General features: G+C 55.1%; 17 protein-coding genes and 2 pseudogenes. 9 read left to right on the forward strand and 10 right to left on the reverse strand.

Translation table 11 applies throughout. From position 1 onward, the window contains the following. Positions 1-906, forward strand: a 906-nt coding sequence (locus tag DM807_RS23965; protein ID WP_179028006.1) for a malic enzyme-like NAD(P)-binding protein, incomplete at its 5' end; no start/stop codon positions are given. A 266-nt stretch (positions 907-1,172) separates the two neighbouring features. Here DM807_RS23965 and DM807_RS27825 read toward each other — a convergent pair. Then, positions 1,173-1,319: pseudogene (locus tag DM807_RS27825) on the reverse strand (site-specific integrase); the annotation flags it as partial. Positions 1,320-1,761: 442 nt separating this feature from the next. Here DM807_RS27825 and DM807_RS23970 point away from each other — a divergent pair. After that, positions 1,762-3,690 (forward strand): acyltransferase family protein, encoded by a 1,929-nt coding sequence (locus tag DM807_RS23970; protein ID WP_179028007.1) that lies wholly within the window; start codon positions 1,762-1,764, stop codon positions 3,688-3,690. 2,234 nt (positions 3,691-5,924) lie between these two features. On the opposite strand, the pseudogene DM807_RS23975 reads toward DM807_RS23970, so the two are convergent. Further along, positions 5,925-6,368 (reverse strand): annotated as a pseudogene (locus DM807_RS23975) (site-specific integrase); the annotation flags it as partial. Positions 6,369-6,771: 403 nt separating this feature from the next. Between DM807_RS23975 and DM807_RS23980 the strand changes: the two are divergent. The 6 genes from DM807_RS23980 to DM807_RS24005 all read left to right on the forward strand — a co-directional run bounded on the left by DM807_RS23980 (position 6,772) and on the right by DM807_RS24005 (position 11,785). Further along, positions 6,772-8,055, forward strand: coding sequence for an AAA family ATPase (locus DM807_RS23980; protein WP_179028008.1), 1,284 nt, complete (start codon positions 6,772-6,774; stop codon positions 8,053-8,055). An 8-nt stretch (positions 8,056-8,063) separates the two neighbouring features. Then, the gene (locus DM807_RS23985) at positions 8,064-8,567 is read left to right on the forward strand and encodes a hypothetical protein (protein ID WP_218648039.1); all 504 of its coding nucleotides are present in this window, start codon (positions 8,064-8,066) and stop codon (positions 8,565-8,567) included. A gap of 70 nt (positions 8,568-8,637) precedes the next feature. Further along, positions 8,638-9,156, forward strand: a complete 519-nt coding sequence (locus tag DM807_RS23990; RefSeq protein WP_179028010.1) for a hypothetical protein — start codon at positions 8,638-8,640, stop codon at positions 9,154-9,156. A gap of 394 nt (positions 9,157-9,550) precedes the next feature. Next, positions 9,551-10,468: a pPIWI-associating nuclease domain-containing protein gene (locus DM807_RS23995; RefSeq protein ID WP_179028011.1), complete on the forward strand. Its 918-nt coding sequence runs from the start codon at positions 9,551-9,553 to the stop codon at positions 10,466-10,468. After that, positions 10,437-11,360: an endonuclease/exonuclease/phosphatase family protein gene (locus DM807_RS24000; protein WP_179028012.1), complete on the forward strand. Its 924-nt coding sequence runs from the start codon at positions 10,437-10,439 to the stop codon at positions 11,358-11,360. The genes DM807_RS23995 and DM807_RS24000 overlap by 32 nt, the downstream gene beginning before the upstream one ends. A 2-nt stretch (positions 11,361-11,362) precedes the next feature. Further along, on the forward strand, positions 11,363-11,785 hold the full coding sequence (locus tag DM807_RS24005) for a hypothetical protein (RefSeq protein ID WP_179028013.1): 423 nt from the start codon (positions 11,363-11,365) through the stop codon (positions 11,783-11,785). Between the two features lie 144 nt (positions 11,786-11,929). On the opposite strand, the gene umuC is transcribed toward DM807_RS24005, so the two are convergent. Beyond that, positions 11,930-13,207: a translesion error-prone DNA polymerase V subunit UmuC gene (gene umuC, locus DM807_RS24010; RefSeq protein ID WP_179028014.1), complete on the reverse strand. Its 1,278-nt coding sequence runs from the start codon at positions 13,205-13,207 to the stop codon at positions 11,930-11,932. Further along, on the reverse strand, positions 13,197-13,625 hold the full coding sequence (locus tag DM807_RS24015; RefSeq protein ID WP_161750976.1) for a LexA family protein: 429 nt from the start codon (positions 13,623-13,625) through the stop codon (positions 13,197-13,199). Before DM807_RS24015 ends, umuC begins: the two co-directional genes overlap by 11 nt. 102 nt (positions 13,626-13,727) lie before the next feature. On the opposite strand from DM807_RS24015, the gene DM807_RS24020 reads away from it, so the two are divergent. Then, positions 13,728-14,435, forward strand: a complete 708-nt coding sequence (locus DM807_RS24020; protein WP_179028015.1) for an SOS response-associated peptidase family protein — start codon at positions 13,728-13,730, stop codon at positions 14,433-14,435. Here DM807_RS24020 and DM807_RS24025 read toward each other — a convergent pair. From DM807_RS24025 to DM807_RS24050, 6 genes are all read right to left on the reverse strand, one after another. Continuing rightward, a complete protein-coding gene (locus tag DM807_RS24025; RefSeq protein ID WP_179028016.1) occupies positions 14,418-15,212 on the reverse strand; it encodes a DNA adenine methylase in 795 nt (264 codons plus the stop codon). The genes DM807_RS24020 and DM807_RS24025 overlap by 18 nt on opposite strands. 151 nt (positions 15,213-15,363) lie before the next feature. After that, positions 15,364-15,924 carry a lysis system spanin subunit gene (locus tag DM807_RS24030; protein ID WP_179028017.1) on the reverse strand — a complete coding sequence of 187 codons (561 nt, stop codon included), beginning with the start codon at positions 15,922-15,924 and terminating at the stop codon, positions 15,364-15,366. Further along, positions 15,921-16,472: a glycoside hydrolase family 19 protein gene (locus DM807_RS24035; RefSeq protein ID WP_122048359.1), complete on the reverse strand. Its 552-nt coding sequence runs from the start codon at positions 16,470-16,472 to the stop codon at positions 15,921-15,923. Before DM807_RS24035 ends, DM807_RS24030 begins: the two co-directional genes overlap by 4 nt. A gap of 36 nt (positions 16,473-16,508) precedes the next feature. Continuing rightward, positions 16,509-17,555, reverse strand: coding sequence for a phage late control D family protein (locus DM807_RS24040; protein ID WP_179028018.1), 1,047 nt, complete (start codon positions 17,553-17,555; stop codon positions 16,509-16,511). A gap of 59 nt (positions 17,556-17,614) precedes the next feature. Next, complete coding sequence (locus DM807_RS24045; protein WP_179028019.1) at positions 17,615-17,824, reverse strand: tail protein X; 210 nt, start codon at positions 17,822-17,824, stop codon at positions 17,615-17,617. Continuing rightward, on the reverse strand, positions 17,799-18,644 hold the full coding sequence (locus DM807_RS24050) for a phage tail protein (RefSeq protein WP_179028020.1): 846 nt from the start codon (positions 18,642-18,644) through the stop codon (positions 17,799-17,801). Before DM807_RS24050 ends, DM807_RS24045 begins: the two co-directional genes overlap by 26 nt. Position 18,645 lies beyond the last annotated feature (1 nt).

An 18,645-nucleotide genomic window follows, 5' to 3' on the forward strand; every position in this document is an offset into this window, starting at 1 on the left:
CGCCGCATTTCGATCACCTTCGGTGGCATCAACCTTGAAGACATCAAGGCCCCTGAGTGCTTCGAAATCGAGCGCACCTTGATCGAGCAGTGCGACATCCCGGTGTTCCACGATGACCAGCACGGTACCGCCATCGTTACCGCGGCCGGCATGATCAACGCCCTGGAAATCGCCGGCAAGAAGCTGGAGGACGCCAAGATCGTCTGCCTGGGGGCTGGCGCTGCAGCCATCTCTTGCATGAAGCTGCTTATAAGCATGGGCGCGGGCGCTAGCAATATCCTCATGGTCGACCGCAGCGGCGTGATCCACGCTGGCCGTGACGACCTGAACCAGTACAAGGCGCAGTTCGCCCACGCTACCGACAAGCGCACCCTGGCTGACGCCCTTGACGGTGCCGACGTGTTCGTAGGCCTGTCCGGCCCGAACCTGCTGAGCCCGGAAGGCCTGAAGTCGATGGCGGCCAACCCGATCGTGTTCGCCTGCTCGAACCCGGACCCGGAAATCTCGCCAGAGCTGGCGCACGCCACTCGCAGCGACGTGATCATGGCTACCGGTCGTTCCGACTACCCGAACCAGGTCAACAACGTACTGGGCTTCCCGTTCATCTTCCGTGGTGCCCTGGACGTTCGCGCCAAGCGCATCAACGAAGAAATGAAGATCGCCGCTGCTATCGCCCTGAAAGACCTGGCCAAGCTGCCAGTGCCTAAGGAAGTGTGCGAAGCCTACGATGTCGAAGGCCTGGAGTTCGGTCGTGAGTACATCATTCCGAAGCCGCTGGACGCTCGTCTGATCAGCGCCGTATCCGATGCGGTGGCACGTGCTGCGATCGAGTCGGGTGTCGCAACGCTCCCGTACCCAACGCACTATCCGCTCTCGTCTGTCTCTGAGGTGTTCGGCGGCAATTAAGCCCCGCCATTCGAGTTGATCCAATGAAAGCGCCTGCGCTATCGCAGACGCTTTATGCCATGCAGACGGATAAGTGCTTAAGAGGGTGTAAGAGGTCGATAGTTAACATAAGCGTTGACGCGTGTGTGGCATCGCGTGTCCAACCTCGGAGCTACCGCGCCCTCTTCATCCGCTGCCCAATCAGGGCTTACTACCTGAAGGCATAGAATGACCGCTTCACGCCCTGAGGAGGTCAGTCACCCTAAATCGAGGGTTTTGAGAAGCGTCTGCCGCTTCGCTCGGGCCTGCGCAGCGTGTTTACAGGCGAACGTCTGGGACTCTTGGTAAACTAGGACATCCTTTTTCTTGAGGCGGAGCTGGACGGTATAGCTGACCGTTCCATCGGCCTTTTCCCTTGCTCTGATCGTTGCCATGGTTTTCGGTGGTACAAGCGTGGCTAGCGGTGGTACGCCGTACCACTGCCACACCAAAAACGCCTCAAAAACCCGAAAAATGGCACAAGTATGCGTAGACCAGAATGGCCCTAGAATTAGCTTCAAACCAACAAACCACGCGCCCTGAGCCGTCACGCCGCTTCAGCGTTGCACCTATGATGGATCGGATCGATTAAACGAAGCGATCCAGTATTTCCGGGGAAATCGGCACGCCGAAGTTTTGCTGTAGCAAAATTTAAGCAAGAAAAGCAAAATCACCACATTGTTGGTCATCTTTATGCATGCGAGTTAGGGCCACTCCGGACCGGCATTGGGGGTTTCTCCATTTCGACAGCCGTCTCTGCCCTCATTCAGGCATCGCCTGTAGAATCCGAAAAATCACCCACTCCTTACCTGGGAATAGCCCTATGAAAGGGATTACATGACTAAAAAAGCACTGGCTTATCGTCCAGACATCGACGGTTTACGCGCAATCGCTGTGATCCTGGTCTTGCTTTTTCACTTCGATCTCGGTGTGCCTGGAGGCTTCGTCGGCGTCGACGTCTTCTTCGTCATTTCCGGATATCTAATCACCGAGGTCATCAAGGCGGCATGCGCTACCGGCAGGTTCTCCTTTGCCGACTTCTATGCCCGTCGTCTGATTCGACTGCACCCAGCCCTTGTCACCACGGTGGCGCTGTGCCTTGGCGCTGGCTACTTGCTTATGGACCCAGCATCGTTTGCATCGCTGGCGTCCTCTGCCGAGTATGCGGTCTTCGCCTCTTCGAATGTATTCTTCTGGCTGAACTCTGGCTACTTCGACGCATCTGCTCATACACAGCCGCTTCTGCATACCTGGTCGCTGGCGGCTGAATGGCAGTTCTATCTGGCGTGGCCGCTTGTGGTATGGGCTTCGCTAAAGGTTTCGGATCGGTTCCTGGCGGCCTTCCTGATCGTTCTCACCATTGCTTCTCTGGTCGCCTCGCAGTACATGCTGACCGTGGATGCCACAGCAGCCTACTTCCTGATGCCGTTCCGAGTTTTCGAGCTGGCCGCCGGCGCCTTGATGGTATACGCCACCAAGGCCAGGGTCGGTGAGGCAATCGAATCGGCGCTGCTCGCCTTGGGCCTTGCGCTCATCTTGGCTTCGGCATTCCTGCTGGACTCCGCTTCGCCCTTCCCGGGTCTGGCTGCTCTTCCACCCTGCATCGGTGCTGTGCTCTGCATTTATTCAGGTCGCTCGAAGCTCGGTGGCATACTGCGCACCAAGCCAATGGTCTGGGTTGGCGTAATTTCCTATTCGGTGTACCTGGTCCATTGGCCAATCGTGGTTTTCTATAAGTACTTCGTGTTCCGTGAAATCACCATCGCGGAAAGCGTCGGCATATTCATCTTCTCTATCCTCGCGGGATGGACTATGTATGCCCTGATTGAATCGCGGTTTATGCCAGGCAAGGTTAAGACAAATACCATTCGCTATCTGGCATCTGCGGCAATGACAGCAGCAGTGTTCGCCCTCTCCTGGCAGATCGTTATCAATGGCGGGTTCAGTCAGCGCATCAACGAAACTTATGCCGCCGCCATCAGTAACCCGGCAGAGTTCAGAACGAAAAATTATGGTGGATATGGGTTTAATTCCGATGGGCTAATTGGCAAAAAGGAAGGACTTGATGCATATCTGGTGGGTGATAGTTTCTCGTTACAGTATGCATCCGGCTTGAATAATGCGCTTGCCCTGGACGGCATAGCGCTCATGAGCCTGACCACTAATGGATGCTTCATCTCCAGCAGTTATACCAGGTTGCAGGACAATCAGCCGCGAACCGACTGCATTACACGCTATGAGATGTCCATGAAGCTGATGGCCAATGACAGCAAGCCTCTGATCTTCGCGCTCCACTGGACTGGATACCGTGAGATCATGGCCAAGACATCGGGCGAGAAGGTATACCTGAAGGACGACAAGGCATTCGCCAAGTTCCTCGCAGAGAACCTACATACGCTACGCAAGGATACCGGCGAACGCTCGCTGATCATCGTGGGAAGCCAGCCATTCCTGTCTGCAAACAAATCAGTTGCCGAATGCCTGCTTCGGCCTGAGTTCATTCATCAGCCATGCAATGACTCGATGCAATACAAGGTCAGCCAAGCGGAGGCGTTCAAGACGAACGAGGCGCTTAAAAAGGCTGTATCGGGAATGGAGAACACATACTTTGTAGACCCATCCGTAACGCTGTGCCCTGATGGCGTTTGCGGGCCGACACTTGAGGGAAGGTTAATCTATTCGGACAACACCCATCTTTCAATCGATGGATCAGCGGTAGCCGGAAGACAGATCGCCAAGTTGCTTGAGTCGATAATAAAGGAGTAAGTCAAATGGCCTGAAACAGGCCATTTTTATTGCTAAGTGTTAAATGGAGTGAACAGGACCCGCAGCGAGACATACCCTGTTTGAGTGCTAGTGCCGGCGTTCCGCACGATCTCGCCTGTTACCGATGTCGCTGTCTCTCCTGTGATCCTGAAGATAAAGTCGGTACTGGCCTGGGAGTTCTCGCGTCCTCCATACGCGGAGAACTGGTACTGCTTGGCACCGTTCGAGAAACACGCCGGGATGGTATAGCTCGAAAAATCAAAGGTGACAGATGTGGTGCTCGGGTTGGCAACCCCAGCAGGTGTGGAAAGCCTGGTAACAATCTCCAGTACATCCGTGCTCCTGATGATCGCCTTGTTTGCCGTGGTGTTATCGATGTAGCGAACCGGGCTATTGACGAAACGGTTACCAGACAGGGCCAAGCGAGGCACAGAGGTTGGTGTGCTCGCGGTGTTGACGACAAACCGAGTTGCGCCGCCCTCAATCACGTTATCCTTAATGATGAAGTTCCCCCCAGCAGAAGTCGTATTACCAAGCTGTATCGCCCCGTTCACTGAGGATACAAAAGTGTTACGAGAAATCTCAATGTTTGGTTGGTTGAAGCCAGGGCTCGCAATGCTGTCAGTTGGGGATACGCAGATATTCTGACTCAGCCCCGAACTGAACCTACAGCCACTAATACGGGCATCAGAGTTATTATTAACGACAATACAAAACTGTCCGTTACCACCATTAAAGGACTCAAGGTTGAACTCGCAATTCTCGATAACTATCCCTTTGGCAGACAGCAGCGCCTTGACTGGTGAGAACCCTGTTGCATTGTTCATCGCCCCGAACACCAAGAACTTGTCGCCTTTAACCGAATTCCTGAACGCCTCCTGACCGAAGTTATAGAAAACAGACACGCCAGATGACACCTGCTCAACCGTATTAAGAGTATGTACGTTGCCACTGCACAAATAATCAGTTGTATACGTCGCAAGGGAAACAGAACGAGTCGAGGGATTGACAAACTTATTATTACTAATAGTTCCTCGCCTAGCGGCAAAAGTCATCACACCATGGCTGATATTCTCGAAATAGCAATTGGTTACGCTAATGTTTTCATGACCGAAATTCCCGGTCCCTGGCGGTAGCGTATAACCGGCCTTGAGTAACCCTGTGCTTGGATCGGTTGGGGACAGATCCACGTTTACGCTCGTCGAATAGCAGAATATCCGGACACCATAGTTTGCGTGACCAGCCTCAGTACGAGAAGAGTAGAATCGGCAGCGATCAACCAGGCAGTCGCGAGACGCGGCACCAAAATCAATTGCGCTGAAGTCAAGATCTGTGAATGAGCAATCACGTACAACACAGCGACGGGAGGTATTGAACTGGAATGGAGTAGCATCGGCCCAGCGATCAATGCCAGGTGTGCCGGACCCGAATGGATTGCCAGACCTGAAGCTAATGCCGAATACATTGACGTTTTCTACCGTGACGGCGAACGACGTAAATCGACCGGTGCCATCTACCGAGCCATCACCAAATACGATCATTGGCAGTGGGCCGCTGTAGTTGACGATCTCGGCCCCGTACCCCACAAGAGTCGTGTTTTTCAGGTTGGGAAAACTGCCGACCTTGGTGCGGCAAGGGAACGAGTAGCCAGCAGGGAAAACCAGCACTCCCCCACCTTCGTTCGTAAAAAGCGTCAATGCCGCAGCAATTGCCGGAGCCCAATCCCATGTGGATGGGTCGAACGTGCTGGGCTTGTTGGTTACATAGGATTCAAATTCGAAGATGTTATACGGCTGAGCATCCAACGCCTCTCGCACTGTGTCGATCGAAGATGATAAGCGGGTGCGCTTATAACCAATCAGAAACGCGCCCGCGCTGGAGTCGGTGGTACTCGACATATCCTGCACAGTGCGAGGAACGCCATTTGGGCCGATGTAGATGACGTTCGATGCCAGGTTTATTGGCCCCTGGCCCGATCCGATCACCGATCCGACATACTGCTGCGCCCAGATCTTTGTGGCCGCGTCCTGATCGTCAGAGGGATCCGCCAAATTCTTGATCTGACGCCCCTCGGCGTCGTAGTAGTTCTTCCCAACCGGACGTAACAAAGCTCTTCTCGTCCAGGCGAAGCCTTGCTGAATCAGCATCGTCAACCGGTCGAACACGTTTTCCTGGGTTTCGGCCAGATAACGACCTTGGTTACGCAAGTCGGTGGGCTGTACCGCATCCATCACACGGGATGCAGTCAAAACCGCGCCGAGGTGCGCCAGGTCGTTGCCGACTGTTTGCGGCTGTATGCCGTCGTTTTCCATGCGGTTCATGGCGTACTCGACCAGGCGCTGGCTGGTAATGTCGCAGTCGTTAACCTCGCCCAAGGTCGATTCCTTGATGGCGGTGAGCGTGGCCCGCTTGGTCTTGCCCAGCGGCTGCAGCTTTTCGTACTCGAGCAGGTAGCGTTCGATCATGTGCTTGATCGTGACGCCCTTCCGGTTGGCCTTCTCGATCGCACCTGGCTCATACAGTTCGGCCTCTCGCTTCCTGATCCAGGCCTGCGCCGTCGCCTTGCGGTCGAACGTCTGGCTTTCCTGATAAACTGCCTTCCCTTCCTTCATGATGCGGATCTGGGCGGTAAAGCCAGACGACCCGTCCTTGCGCTTGCGCTGCGTGATGGTTCCCATGATTTGCTACACGGCTGTTTGGAGTTGCTACATTGTAGCAACCGCAGTAGCAAAACCAGCAAGAACTGGAATAAAGCGGCAACAACCAGAGATTGAGAAATGCCCCAGAAACAAGCAGGAAACCCCGGAACCTCAGGCGATACGGTAGTTAGGCGGTTTTCTGTCGCGCCGATGATGGATTGGGCCTAGTTTACTTCTCGCCCGCTAATTCCAAGGGCTACAACCCAACCGTACAGCTGGTGTACCAATTTTGTACCATCTCGATCTGATACCGCCTCTTCGTTAGTCTCCCAACGCGTTTCGAATTCCTACGTTTCGCCCATGGGATCCGAAGCTTGCTCGCCGCCTCGTGTCAGCTTCAAGTATCATCCTATCACCTCCACCTATTCGGCAGGACGCACCCATGATCACTGAGCTGTCGCTCGAAAACTGGAAAAGTTACGAGAAAGCGACTCTGTTCATCGACCCCCTCTCTGTCCTCGTTGGGACAAACGCTAGCGGAAAATCTAATGCCCTTGACGCTCTCCTTCTACTAAACCGATCAGCTCACGGGATAATGCTCACCGCAGCGCTACAAGGCGACGGCGCGCAAATGGCACTCCGTGGTGGTATCGAATGGGCTGCCAGGCGCCCAGGCTCCACATTCGCACTTTCAGTAGTATGCAAAGCAGACGAACTCACTGATTATGAGTATCGACTAGAAGGTAGCGTAAGAGATAATCGCTGCGAAGTCTTTGCGGAGCAACTTACGCGCATAAAATATCGCCCGGGGAAGGACGGAATAAGAAAATCTACAGCTGGCACAATCAAATTATTCCGCACCGATGTTTGCCCAGAAGATTCCCCAACGATTGTGGCTAGGCTTTATAACGAGAAGCAAGGATCCCCTCGGCAATTGAGTCGAGCTAACACAGTTCTATTCCAGCTCGTTGGACAAAAACTTAGGCAAGAGATAAACGACGGGGTGACCACCGTGATCTCTTCGCTAAGAGAAATATTCATCTTGGACCCTATCCCGTCTCACATGAGGGGATACTCACCATTATCCGAACGACTTGAGTCGGACGCGAAAAATATCGCTGGCGTTTTGGCCGCTCTTCCTCACGAAAAGCAGCTTGAAATTGAAGATGTTCTGACGCGTTATGCGCGCAAGCTTCCAGAGCGGGATATTCGTCGTGTATATGCTGAAACAGTCGGCAGATTTAACTCGGACGCAATGCTCTACTGTGAGGAGCTTTGGCGTGAACAGGATGAAGCTCCAGTAGTTGACGCTCGAGGAATGTCTGATGGAACCTTGAGGTTCCTCGCCATTCTAACCGCCCTTCTAACACGACCGAAATCCAGCCTACTTGTTATCGAGGAAGTAGACAACGGGCTGCACCCTTCTAGGGCTCGCCTGCTTCTTGATATGCTGAGAGAAGTTGGTACTCAGCGTAGCGTAGATATTCTCGTAACAACTCACAATCCAGCGCTGCTCGACGCCATGGGCAATGAGATGCTTCCTTTTATTACGGTAGCCAATCGGGACCCAAATTCTGGGAATAGTGTTTTAACGCTGCTCGAAGATATCGCCCAACTCCCTAAACTCTTAGCTCAAGGGCCAATCGGGCGACTTTCAAGCCAAGGGTTAATTGAAGAAAGCTTAACTACCGAACAGTCTGCCCAAGCAGGAGGAAGTGCAGAATGAGTCGGCGCGTGCTTATTATTGACACATCCGTACTGTGCTGCTGGCTCCGAGTACCAGGAAAAGCTGAAGCTGGCCCTATAGACGACAGATGGGACTTCGACAGAATTAACAATTTGCTCAACGCAGAAATTGCAAAAAACAGCACTCTTGTTCTTCCTTTAGCCACTCTTATTGAAACAGGCAACCACATATCTCAGGCTGGAGGCAATAGATATGAATGCGCAACCGCTTTAGCCAAGCACCTCCGCGAAGCCGCGAACTCTACATCCCCATGGGCAGCATTTACTGATCAAAGCGAGCTCTGGAATCCGAGCAGTCTGAATGCCCTTGCCGACTATTGGCCGCAGCTAGCAGCGCAGAAATTATCAATTGGCGACACCACCATTAAAGATGTGGCAGATTTTTATGCCAAAGGCGGTTTTTCAGTTGAAATACTTACAGGCGATCGAGGGCTAAAGGCGCATGAACCAGCACAACCATTGCTCACCCCTCGTCGCAGAAGGGGCAAATAGGATTTAGCCCTTCCCTGCAACACGCGCTCATTATTATTACTAAGGCTACACCCCTCGCAAGGGCCTGCTCATGAACTCAAAAAGCAAGTTAGAGATTCAAACTGAAAAAATCAAAAAAATTATAATCAGCAAATCAAACAATCCTGAATACATACGAGGCATCGAAAACCTCACGCCTGACCAAATCCGGGACTGGCACTCAATTAATTATGGCTTCGAAGGAATTTCCGAACTCGACTCGATAGTAATTCGTGGCGACATATTGATTGAGAGAGCAATTCGCTCCCTTGCAGGCGCCATTGCAAAAAATCCAATTCCATCGGACATGACCGCCGCTGGAATAAAGAGATTCATTGACCTTATGGAGCCACTTGACCAAGACTACATCAAGGCGATGAAGATCCTTAACAAAGCACGTAATACAATCGCCCACGAGGTCCATGAGGACTATGTTCCTCGCATACACGAAATTTTAAAGATTGTAGGCCTCACGCCTTCTGAAAATCTTGCCTTCGACCTTCAAGCATGCATCATAGTAATTATTGCGACTATATCCAATCGCCGCGAGCACCTGCTTTCAAAAAAATAAGCCACACTGCCAGAAACTATCCCGTACCGGTGCAGGCGCATGGATGACGAAGCCCCGACCGTAGCTGATACCCTTGAGCTGCTACCAGGTCACCATCAGAGCAGCTCTACGGGAGGTCCCGCGATGGATGAACCATCGCTGCTCTGTCTCCATACGATAACGTCATGGCAGGGTCAGCGAGCCTTAGGCATAGGCGATCTCAACCGGGACAGAGCACCAGCGACTTTGCATGTTCCACACGGCTAGCGGCGGCTCACTGGCCCCACTTGGTCAGAGGGAGGATGGGTACTTCGTAGTCCTACTGCATAGCCTCAAACTCATCCGTGAAGGATGCGAGTGACTTCTATACTCAATCTGAGCGATCATCCGGAATGACGCTTACGCGGGGACGAAGATGGACGAAAGAATTTTGCAGCTAATCGGTGATGCTCAGTTCGAGCGCCAACTATACGAAGCCGCGATGGCCAATCTTGAAGACCGCAGGAACAAGCTGCGCTTTCATAATTTCGCCTTCGCTATGCGCGAGCTGGTAGGCCACACGCTAAAGCGCCTAGCTCCTGATGCTGAAGTACAAAAATGCATCTGGTGGCAGCAAAAGGCAGCAGATGTCGTCCCACAAGTAACTCGGATCGAACGATGTATATATGCAACGCAGGGGGGACTTTCCAACCATTACATGCGGACAAAGCTTCGACTAGACTTCGCTCAAGAGTTCGCTGAACTTCGCAATGCGGTAGTCCGTTTGAACGGATACGTCCACATCACACCGGAAGTTTTCCAATTGGAAGACGTCGATATTGAGCGCCTGGCAGCGGAAACAATCGAAGCCGTGGCCGGGCTGATGGGCTGCATCCAGGAAGGCAGAAGCGCTGTTGGGGATCGATTATCAAGAGCGATCAGCGATACAACAGTCCAACAGATTGTAGGTGACAGTTTGGATGCCGTAGATGAGCTAGCTACGCATTATTCTCTCGAAGAAATTTATGTCGACTCACATGAGGTTACCAGTATCACCTCTGATGCCATACACATCAGAGTTAGCGGTAGCCTAGGAGTGACACTACAGTGGGGATCTAACTCCGATCTTAGAAGGGGTGATGGAGTCGAGCTAGATGAATCTTTTGATTTCACCTGCGAACTAACTTGTGAAGCGGCAAATCCAGATCCTGAGGCATTAGATTTCGTCCAAGACTCTCTGATGGTAGACACCGCCGAGTGGCACGACAATGAGGATGAATGGATTCACCTCGCGGCGGACAGTTCCCTAGACGATGGGTCCCTTGACGAAGCTGACATTCGGTCAGATTTCTAAATTCAGTAACCAATATGGACTCATTATGGAATTGAAATGCGCGTGGTGGAATTGCAAGTTAAGCCCCCCAAAGAATGGCGCAACTCGATATCCTATCTCGGATAATTTCTTCAGTATAATTCGTGCCATCCTTCAGAAAGGAGTAGACGTTCTTGGTCTATGCGAGATAGATCGTAACAACATCCAAGAATTGCAACAAACATTGAAGCAAGGTGGCTTCAGCAATTACACCGTCTTAGACCTGTATTCCTCTGGCAGATCCATCAATGACTTTTGTCTTATCTTCAACTCAGCACAACTATCGCTATCCAGCGAAGCTATAGATGCTAATATTCACGACCCTCACACTGATCAATGGTTGAAAGCCGGGATATTTATTGGGTTAACCCCTGCCCTAGGCGAAGAAATCTTTTTTGGGCTATCTCATTGGCAGAGCCGCGGTACTTATCCATACGGAAGCACTGAAAGGCTTCGACTCGGCGACGCGTTACGCACTAAAGCAATGGCAATTTTTGACGAGCATCCAAGCAGCCCAATTGTACTTTTGGGGGACTTCAATGACGAACCGTTTGATATTTCTATTGTCAGAGGTATTGGCGCTAGCCGGGACCTAAATTTTGTCAAAAAATTTAGTAAATATTTTTTCAACCCCTTTTGGTCCCGCTTATCACCACAACCCGAAGGTCCAGCCGGAACCTTCGTGCACCCTCGCATCACCGGGAGTGATGGAGCCATCTTTGACCAGATAATATTTTCATCTCATTTCGTAAGAGACTGGAAATTCAAAGAATATGCCACCATCATATCAGACATTGACCTCATTGAAGTTAGCACCCAGTGGAAAGATATTTCAGACCACTATCCAATATTAAGCCACGTCGAAAGGTTATAATTATGAGCTTCCTAGAATCCATCAAAGCCGGCGTAGAAAAAGCCAACGAAGCTGAAAATAATATCACACAGGTAAACAACCTTCTTAGCAACATAAGCAACGAACTACAAACATTTGCTCGCAAACCTATTCATCTGAACAAAACCATCTCCACGGCTGCCAACATAAAGAAAGCTGCCCGAGCCTTTGACGATCCAGGGACCCCTAGAGAGTTCATGGACTCCGACCAACTTTCGTTGATCATTGACAAGCAAGCCCACCCAGTCGCTAAATGGCGACAAAGCACAGGGGGCTTTCCTTGCATCATAACAATTGACGGCTCTGAATTTATTTGTGACGACATAGACGAACTTGCTTCTGCTATGAAAGTACTTCTTTCCAGCATAAATTTCGGCAAGATCCTAACCAATCTAATGGGCGGCTGATTATCCAGATACGACCTCGCCCCACACCCTAACTAAGTTTTTCTCGAACATTGATCAAAAGCGCACAAGCCACATGCAAATGCTTACTCTGGAAGAGAACAGATAAAAATATACAATGAAGAATTCCAATTAAGCACAAAGCTACTACCGGGCATGAACAGTCCACAACTGGTCAACCCGCGTAGTAAAAGACTGGCTCATCATTTCACGGCGCATTCCCCAATCGGGGGTGCGGGGGACGCTGGCCGAACGCATCGTTCCCCGGCCGTACTTCCCATTTATCTCGTCCAGCACCGACATCAGTCGGTCGCATGCCACCGGCTGCGTGACCGCGAACATGTCATTGGTGAACTCGCCCGGCTGCCGTAGATCCATCAACAGCACCTCGGCTTTGCTGTATCGATACCCTGGCCGGTAGATCTGCTCCACCGCCTCGGTGGCCGCCCTGGTGAGCAGCAGCGTATCGTTGGTGGGGTACGGCAGCTCCACCAGCACGCCCTTGGCGTACTTGGCTTCGTCCGGGTTGAACATGCCCGTGCGGATGCTTACTCGCATACGCTTGCACACAGATCCCTGCGCCCGGAGTTTCTCGGCCGCTCGGCCGGCATAGCTGGCCACCGCCTGTTTGATCGGCGCCAATTCAGTCAGGCGCTTGCCAAACATACGGCTGCAGCAAATCTCTTGCTTAGGCGGGGCAGCCTCCTCGAGCTCAAGGCACGGTGTGCCGGCGAGCTCCCTGGCAGTCTTCTCAACGACCACGCTGAATTTCTGGCGCAGAGTCCATGGGTCCGTCTTGGCCAAGTCCATCGCGGTGCGAATTCCCATAGCCTCAAGGTGCGCCGTCATCCGTCGACCGATACCCCATACTTCCTTGACCTCGGTGTTGCGCAACACCCAGTCCCGCTTGAACGGGTCGGAGATATCGACCACACCTCCGGTCTGCGCCTGCAGGCGCTTCGCGGTATGGTTGGCCAGCTTTGCCAGTGTCTTGGTAGGGGCAATACCTACCCCTACCGGGATGCCGGTGCACTTGAGCACCTTGGCCCGCACCTGGCGGCCGAACTCGGTGAGACTGCCCTGAACCCCAGTCAGATCGGCAAAGCACTCATCGATCGAATACACCTCTGCGGCTGGCACCATCGACTCAATCAGCGACATGACGCGCTCGCTCATGTCGCCGTAAAGCGCATAGTTTGATGAGAAGGCCACAATGCCCTGCCGCTGCAACGTGTCTTTGCACTCGAAATAAGGCTCGCCCATTTTGACGAACGGCTTCGCGTCGTACGACCTGGCGATCACGCAGCCGTCGTTGTTGCTCAGCACCACGATGGGTGTCTTGGCCAGATCCGGCCGGAACACACGCTCACAGCTCGCATAGAACGAGTTGCAGTCGATCAGCGCAAACACCTGGTCACTGCGCATGGTCACGCACGCTGTAGCGGACCACGCCCCAGATCACTAGGTCGTCACCTTCCATGACATACCTCGGTGGATAGGCTGGATTCTCAGACTGCAGGATCACCACACCGTTACGCCGGTATAGCCGCTTACACACCGGCTCCGTGTTGATGGCCGCTATCACGATGTCACCGTGCTCGGCATCACGACTACGGTCTACGATCAACAAATCCCCGGAATAAATACCGGCGCCCTGCATGCTGTCGCCCTCGACCTGCACCAGGTACATATGCGGCGCCCGAAGGTCAAATAGCTCATCCAGGGAAATGTGCCGCTCGAGGTGATCCGCCGCCGGTGAAGGGAAGCCTGCAGGCACGCGGAACGAATACACCGGCAACTGCGTGGGGCCACCAATTGGCGTTCCCAGGAATGTGATGGACATGATGGACGAACTCGGAAAACTGTATAAACATACAGTTAACTGATAGATCGCGCTCCGGTCAATGTCTGAGCGAGAGGATCCCGATAAACGTTAGGGGTGGGTATGTGCGGAAGGTACTCGATCTACGAGGCAATGGATGTTTACCTCAGGCAGCTGGCACTCGATCTGGTGGTGATCAATGGCTATGACCATGAGCGGATCAACCGCTATAACGTCGCGCCATCAACACGGGTCGAGCTGATCCGGCAAAACGCTGCAGGGCTGCGGGTGGATCGAGTCAAATGGGGATGGGCGCCCTTTTGGGCGAAGGGGAAGCGTCCCGACCCGATTAATGCGAGGGCCGAGACAATGATGACGGGGAAATTCTTCAAGGCGCTATGGCCAGTAGGCCGCGCTCTCGCACCGGCTAACGGCTGGTTCGAGTGGATACCCGACCCAGCCGATCCGAAGCGGAAACAGCCCTATTACATAACGGCTGCAGACGATGAGCCGCTGTTCTTCGCAGCACTGGCTGAAGTGCATGAAGGGATCGAGCCCGACGACCGCGACGGGTTTGTGATTATCACCGCCGCAGCCGACCAAGGCATGGTCGATATCCATGACCGCAAGCCACTTGTCCTAAGGCCCGAGCTGGCCAGGGAATGGATAGATCCAGCCACGACAGCAGCGCGTGCCGAAGAGATCGCACGGCTGGACTGCCGACCAGCCGACGACTTCAAGTGGCATCCAGTGAGCAAGCTGGTTGGCAATGTGCGCAATCAGGGAGCAGAGCTCATCGCGCCTGTGCAGGTATCAGAACAGTTGCCCTAGAGGGGCTGGGTCCCAATTCATGATAACCAGTTCTCCCGTCACATCGGCTTTGCCCTGACGCTGGTTCGTATTGCTGTAGCGGATATCCAGACACTCGAAGTGGAAGCCTTCAAATGCACGCCGAATGTCTGGATGGTCGTTGATGCTGACCATCACCCTGCCCTTGCAGCGCCGCATGAATTCCGCCATGCACTCGTACTCCTCGAAGGGGAAATCCACGCCGTAGCCGGCGGTCTGCCAATAAGGCGGATCCATGTAAAAGAACGTGTGTGCTCGATCATAGCGCTCGGCGCAGGCGAGCCAGGATAGGTTCTCGACGTAGGTGCCGGCGAGTCGCTGCCACGCGGCGGATAGGTTCTCCTCGATACGCAACAGATTGATGGCCGGCCCGGTGGTAGCGGTACCGAACGTCTGCCCGGTGACTTTGCCACCGAAAGCGTGCTGCTGCAGGTAGAAGAACCGGGCAGCACGTTGGATGTCCGTCAGCGTTTCCGGACGGGTCATCTTCTGCCACTCGAAGATCTGCCGGGAACTGAGCGCCCACTTGAACTGGCGCACGAACTCCTCCAGGTGGTTCTGCACAACACGGTAAAGGGTGACCAGGTCACCATTGAGATCATTCAGCACCTCCACCGGGGCGGGCTGGGGACGCATGAAGTACAACGCGGCTCCGCCGGCGAAGACTTCGACATAGCATTCATGAGGGGGGAAAAGAGGGATCAAGCGGTCGGCCAGGCGGCGTTTGCCACCCATCCAGGGGATGATTGGAGAGGTCATAGGTATGCAAGTCTTTACTGTATAGATAAACAGGTGTTAGGCTCGCCGCGCTTTGTGCACAAGGCAGAGGCCACGGCTGGACTTGCAGGAAGGGTCTGCGGGTTCGGCGGGCCGGGCTGGATGTTGGCGCATCCACCCGGCTCGCCTCTTTTCACTTGGTGACTTCGCGGACGTAGGCCTGGCAGGCCTGCAGCGCAATCAGTCCACGGTCGCCTTCATCGGTGATGGCGACAATTCGTTGAGCATGCGTTCGGTCAAGTTGGGCGCGTATGGCGCCATGTACCACGCCTCCGGTGCTGGTGGCTTCTCGCATCCCACTGTCACAACCCTGGGCGGCAAGGGCTCCGGTGTCGACAAGGACTGACAACCGCAGATCAGCAGTAGCAAGCCGGTCACGCAGACGAGCATGAGCTTGTTGAGCATCGTTCATTTCCTTCCAGTGCGCGTTGTTCTGATCCTGCAGGCGAGCCTCCAGCACGCGGCGCGCATCCTGCTGCTCTGCCAGTTGGTTGAGCGCAGCCGCAGCGGCCTCCTCGCGTTCCCGGCCGTGCAGGCGATCGTTCTCCGCCAGCTGTTTGCGGTGGTCGTCAGCCTGCTCGGCGAGCTGTCTTCCATAGGCGTTCGCCTGCCATACCCAGGCTGCCCGGGCGCCGATGGCACAAGCGAGCGCCAAGGCCGCCACGGCGATCAGCCGACTACCCCAGGCGTTCACTGCAGCACCTCAAGGGCTCGCTTGTAGATGGCCATGCGATCATCCAGCCCGTTTGTACCGCCGTTGATCCGCTTCGTGATGGCCAGCATGTCGCCCTTGTCGGCCAGGCTGTTCAGTCCCTCCTTCTGCCAAAACCAGCCGGCCGACATCGATGCATAGACTGGATGCTCGAGCAGCTCCGGTGTATTGAGTAGACGGCTGTCGCCGAACAGGGCCTCACTGCAGGCTTCGTAGTTGAACCGGCCTGTTACCTGGATGAGGCCACGCCCTCGGAAAAGCTGGCCATCACCATCTGCGTCAGGCGTATTGCCCAGACGCTGGGCCAGACGCCCGGTGTCGTACTTCGACAGGTACCTGTCATTGCCGAGCTCACGCACGTACTGCAGCTGGCCCGACTCATGCCCTATCTGGGCAAGGAAGGCAGCCATACGCAGGCGTGTGATGATGGCGAACTTACCCATGGTGGCGTTGAGGCCGGGAACAAAAACGCCGGCTTTCGGGCCGGCGTTCGGGTAGATCTTTTGTAGCTGTTGTACTGAGATAGCCATTCATTTCTCCAATTGCTGCCGCGTGCGGCGTTGGGATTACAGCTGCTCAACCCTGAGCGGCTTGTTGTCGTCTTTCCTCTTTTTGCCCGAGGCCTTGGCCTTGCCCTTCTTGCCGCCGTTGCACTCCACGGTGGTAGTCCAGCCGCTGGCGGTGAATACCTGCTCGACGCTGTCCACCAGGTACTCGCCATCCAGACCGACCTTGAAGCCCTGGGCGTTGATCGTGCGTTCGGCAAACAGGTCAGTACGCCCGGCCATTTCCAGGCGCACTCCGGCAGTGCTGCGGTTGAACGCCGCCAGGCGCGCCTTGGCGGCCTGCTCGGCGGCGGTCTTGTCGGGATAGATATGGCGGTCGGTATGCACCGGAGGCAGGCCGTTGGGGGCCTCGTCGTTGTCCAGCTGGACCACCTGCAAGGCGCCGGTTTTCTTGTCCTGGTGCTGGGTACGCACAGCCTTTTGCGCGCCGCGATCCCCGAGGCGGAACTGGTAACGCTCGACGTCTGTTTTGTTGAGGGTTACGACCTGTAGGGCCTTGCCGCTGATGCTTTTTCCGCCCTGCCGGGGCATGACCAGCAGCTTGCCCTCGGCCACTTTGGCGGTACTGTCGTACTGCTTGGCCAGCCGCGTGACAAAGTTAAAGTCCGACTCGTTGCGCTGGTCGACGCGCTCGATCTTGGTGCTCACCGGGCACACCGGCTCCCAGCCGTTGCGCTTGGCCACCTCGGTGACGATCTGTGACAGCGGCACGTTTTCCCAGCTGCCGCTGCGCACGGTCTTGCCGCTGCCGCGCATGTCGCTGGCCTTGCCGCGAATGGTCATGGTGTCCGGCGGACCGGACAACTGCACCTCGTCGACGGTAAAGGCACCCATGCGCTTGAGGGGCTGGCCCTCATAGCCCAGCAGCACCTCCACCCGGCCGCCGCGCCCAGGAAGCGCAACAGCCTGATCGCGGTCGTCAATGCGCAGCTCGAACTCGTCCGACTCCATGCCGGGCTTGTCCGATACCCGCAGCAGCAACAGGCGGTCATTGATCAGCGCGGTAATGTCCTTGCCATCCGCGACGATACGGTACGTCGGTTTCATGCTTGCTCCAGAGATGAAAAAACCCGCACAGGGCGGGGCTCGTTAAGCGTAACGCGGGGTTATCGGTCGAACAGCTGCAGCAGCTCCACCGCCGGCGCCGACAGGTCGGGCAACTGGATCAGCAGGCCAGCGCGGTACGGCTGCACCTCCCTGGCCAAGTCCGGGTTGGCCTCCAGCACCGCCTCGACGGTGCCATTGAGGTGCCCGTAATGGTACTGGCAGATCACATCCAACAAATCCCCGCTAGACGTTCTGCAGATCGTTGCCATAGCTCACAAACTCCAGGGTGAACCCTTGTTTCCGGGGGATGCCACCTGCCAGCAGGTGGCCCTGTTCTTCCTCCACGCTCACCAGGCACCAGTCGCCCAGTACCTCGCCGTAGCCCGTGACCAGCTTCAGCGCCTGCAGGTTGCGGCCGATGCTGCGCAGCACGGTCAGCTGCTTAATGCCGCCCTTGTGGTGCGGGAAGATAGCGCCCTTGAGCGTTATTTTTTCCTCACCCAGGCCAACGGCCTGCTGCGCCACACTGCGGCGCAAGCGTTCCTGGCCGGCCCAACGGAACGACGCCTGCCGGCGCAGCTCGTCAAAGGGCGCGGTGTCCAGGTTGAAGTAATACGGCTGCTTTTTCGGGTCATGCGGCTGGATGATGAGCAGGTGGGGGAACGGCGCGACCGCCTCGGGCAGCGGCGTGGACGAACCCAGCAGCCCGCCCGTGGGCAGGATGTTGGCCAGTGACGGGCTCACCAGCCCCGCCACCCGCCCGGCCTCGGCCGTGACCTTGGCCGCCATCGTCTTGAACGTGCCGAGGCGTTCCTGCACCTGGGCGGCGCCGGTGACGGCTCGGCTATACATCGACGCCACTTGCCCCACCTGGGACTGTGCCACGTTGATACTGCGCACGATCCGGCCCAGCTTGGCCCCGGCCTCACCGCCCACGAACGGAATGTTTTCCAGCTCCGACGCGGCGCCGGTGATGCTGCCAATGGCGCCATTGAGCGGGGACAGCATGCCGTCCACGCCCTTGCGCCCCGCCTCCCCAGCTGCAACCAGCCCGGATAGGGATGATTCCAGCTGCTCCATGTAGGGCATA

Source organism: Pseudomonas hunanensis (assembly GCF_013393325.1).
Classification (GTDB): Bacteria; Pseudomonadota; Gammaproteobacteria; order Pseudomonadales; family Pseudomonadaceae; genus Aquipseudomonas; species Aquipseudomonas putida_P.

What these genes read in the sequence shown, in the direction of transcription:
- DM807_RS23995 (WP_179028011.1), top strand. Translation starts at nt 9,551, where the DNA reads ATGGACGAAAGAATTTTGCAGCTAATCGGTGATGCTCAGTTCGAGCGC.
- DM807_RS24020 (WP_179028015.1), top strand. Translation starts at nt 13,728, where the DNA reads ATGTGCGGAAGGTACTCGATCTACGAGGCAATGGATGTTTACCTCAGG.
- DM807_RS24050 (WP_179028020.1), bottom strand. Translation starts at nt 18,644, where the DNA reads ATGCCCTACATGGAGCAGCTGGAATCATCCCTATCCGGGCTGGTTGCA.
- DM807_RS24005 (WP_179028013.1), top strand. Translation starts at nt 11,363, where the DNA reads ATGAGCTTCCTAGAATCCATCAAAGCCGGCGTAGAAAAAGCCAACGAA.
- DM807_RS24015 (WP_161750976.1), bottom strand. Translation starts at nt 13,625, where the DNA reads ATGTCCATCACATTCCTGGGAACGCCAATTGGTGGCCCCACGCAGTTG.
- DM807_RS23990 (WP_179028010.1), top strand. Translation starts at nt 8,638, where the DNA reads ATGAACTCAAAAAGCAAGTTAGAGATTCAAACTGAAAAAATCAAAAAA.
- DM807_RS24040 (WP_179028018.1), bottom strand. Translation starts at nt 17,555, where the DNA reads ATGAAACCGACGTACCGTATCGTCGCGGATGGCAAGGACATTACCGCG.
- DM807_RS23980 (WP_179028008.1), top strand. Translation starts at nt 6,772, where the DNA reads ATGATCACTGAGCTGTCGCTCGAAAACTGGAAAAGTTACGAGAAAGCG.
- DM807_RS24045 (WP_179028019.1), bottom strand. Translation starts at nt 17,824, where the DNA reads ATGGCAACGATCTGCAGAACGTCTAGCGGGGATTTGTTGGATGTGATC.
- DM807_RS24035 (WP_122048359.1), bottom strand. Translation starts at nt 16,472, where the DNA reads ATGGCTATCTCAGTACAACAGCTACAAAAGATCTACCCGAACGCCGGC.
- umuC (WP_179028014.1), bottom strand. Translation starts at nt 13,207, where the DNA reads ATGCGCAGTGACCAGGTGTTTGCGCTGATCGACTGCAACTCGTTCTAT.
- DM807_RS23970 (WP_179028007.1), top strand. Translation starts at nt 1,762, where the DNA reads ATGACTAAAAAAGCACTGGCTTATCGTCCAGACATCGACGGTTTACGC.
- DM807_RS24025 (WP_179028016.1), bottom strand. Translation starts at nt 15,212, where the DNA reads ATGACCTCTCCAATCATCCCCTGGATGGGTGGCAAACGCCGCCTGGCC.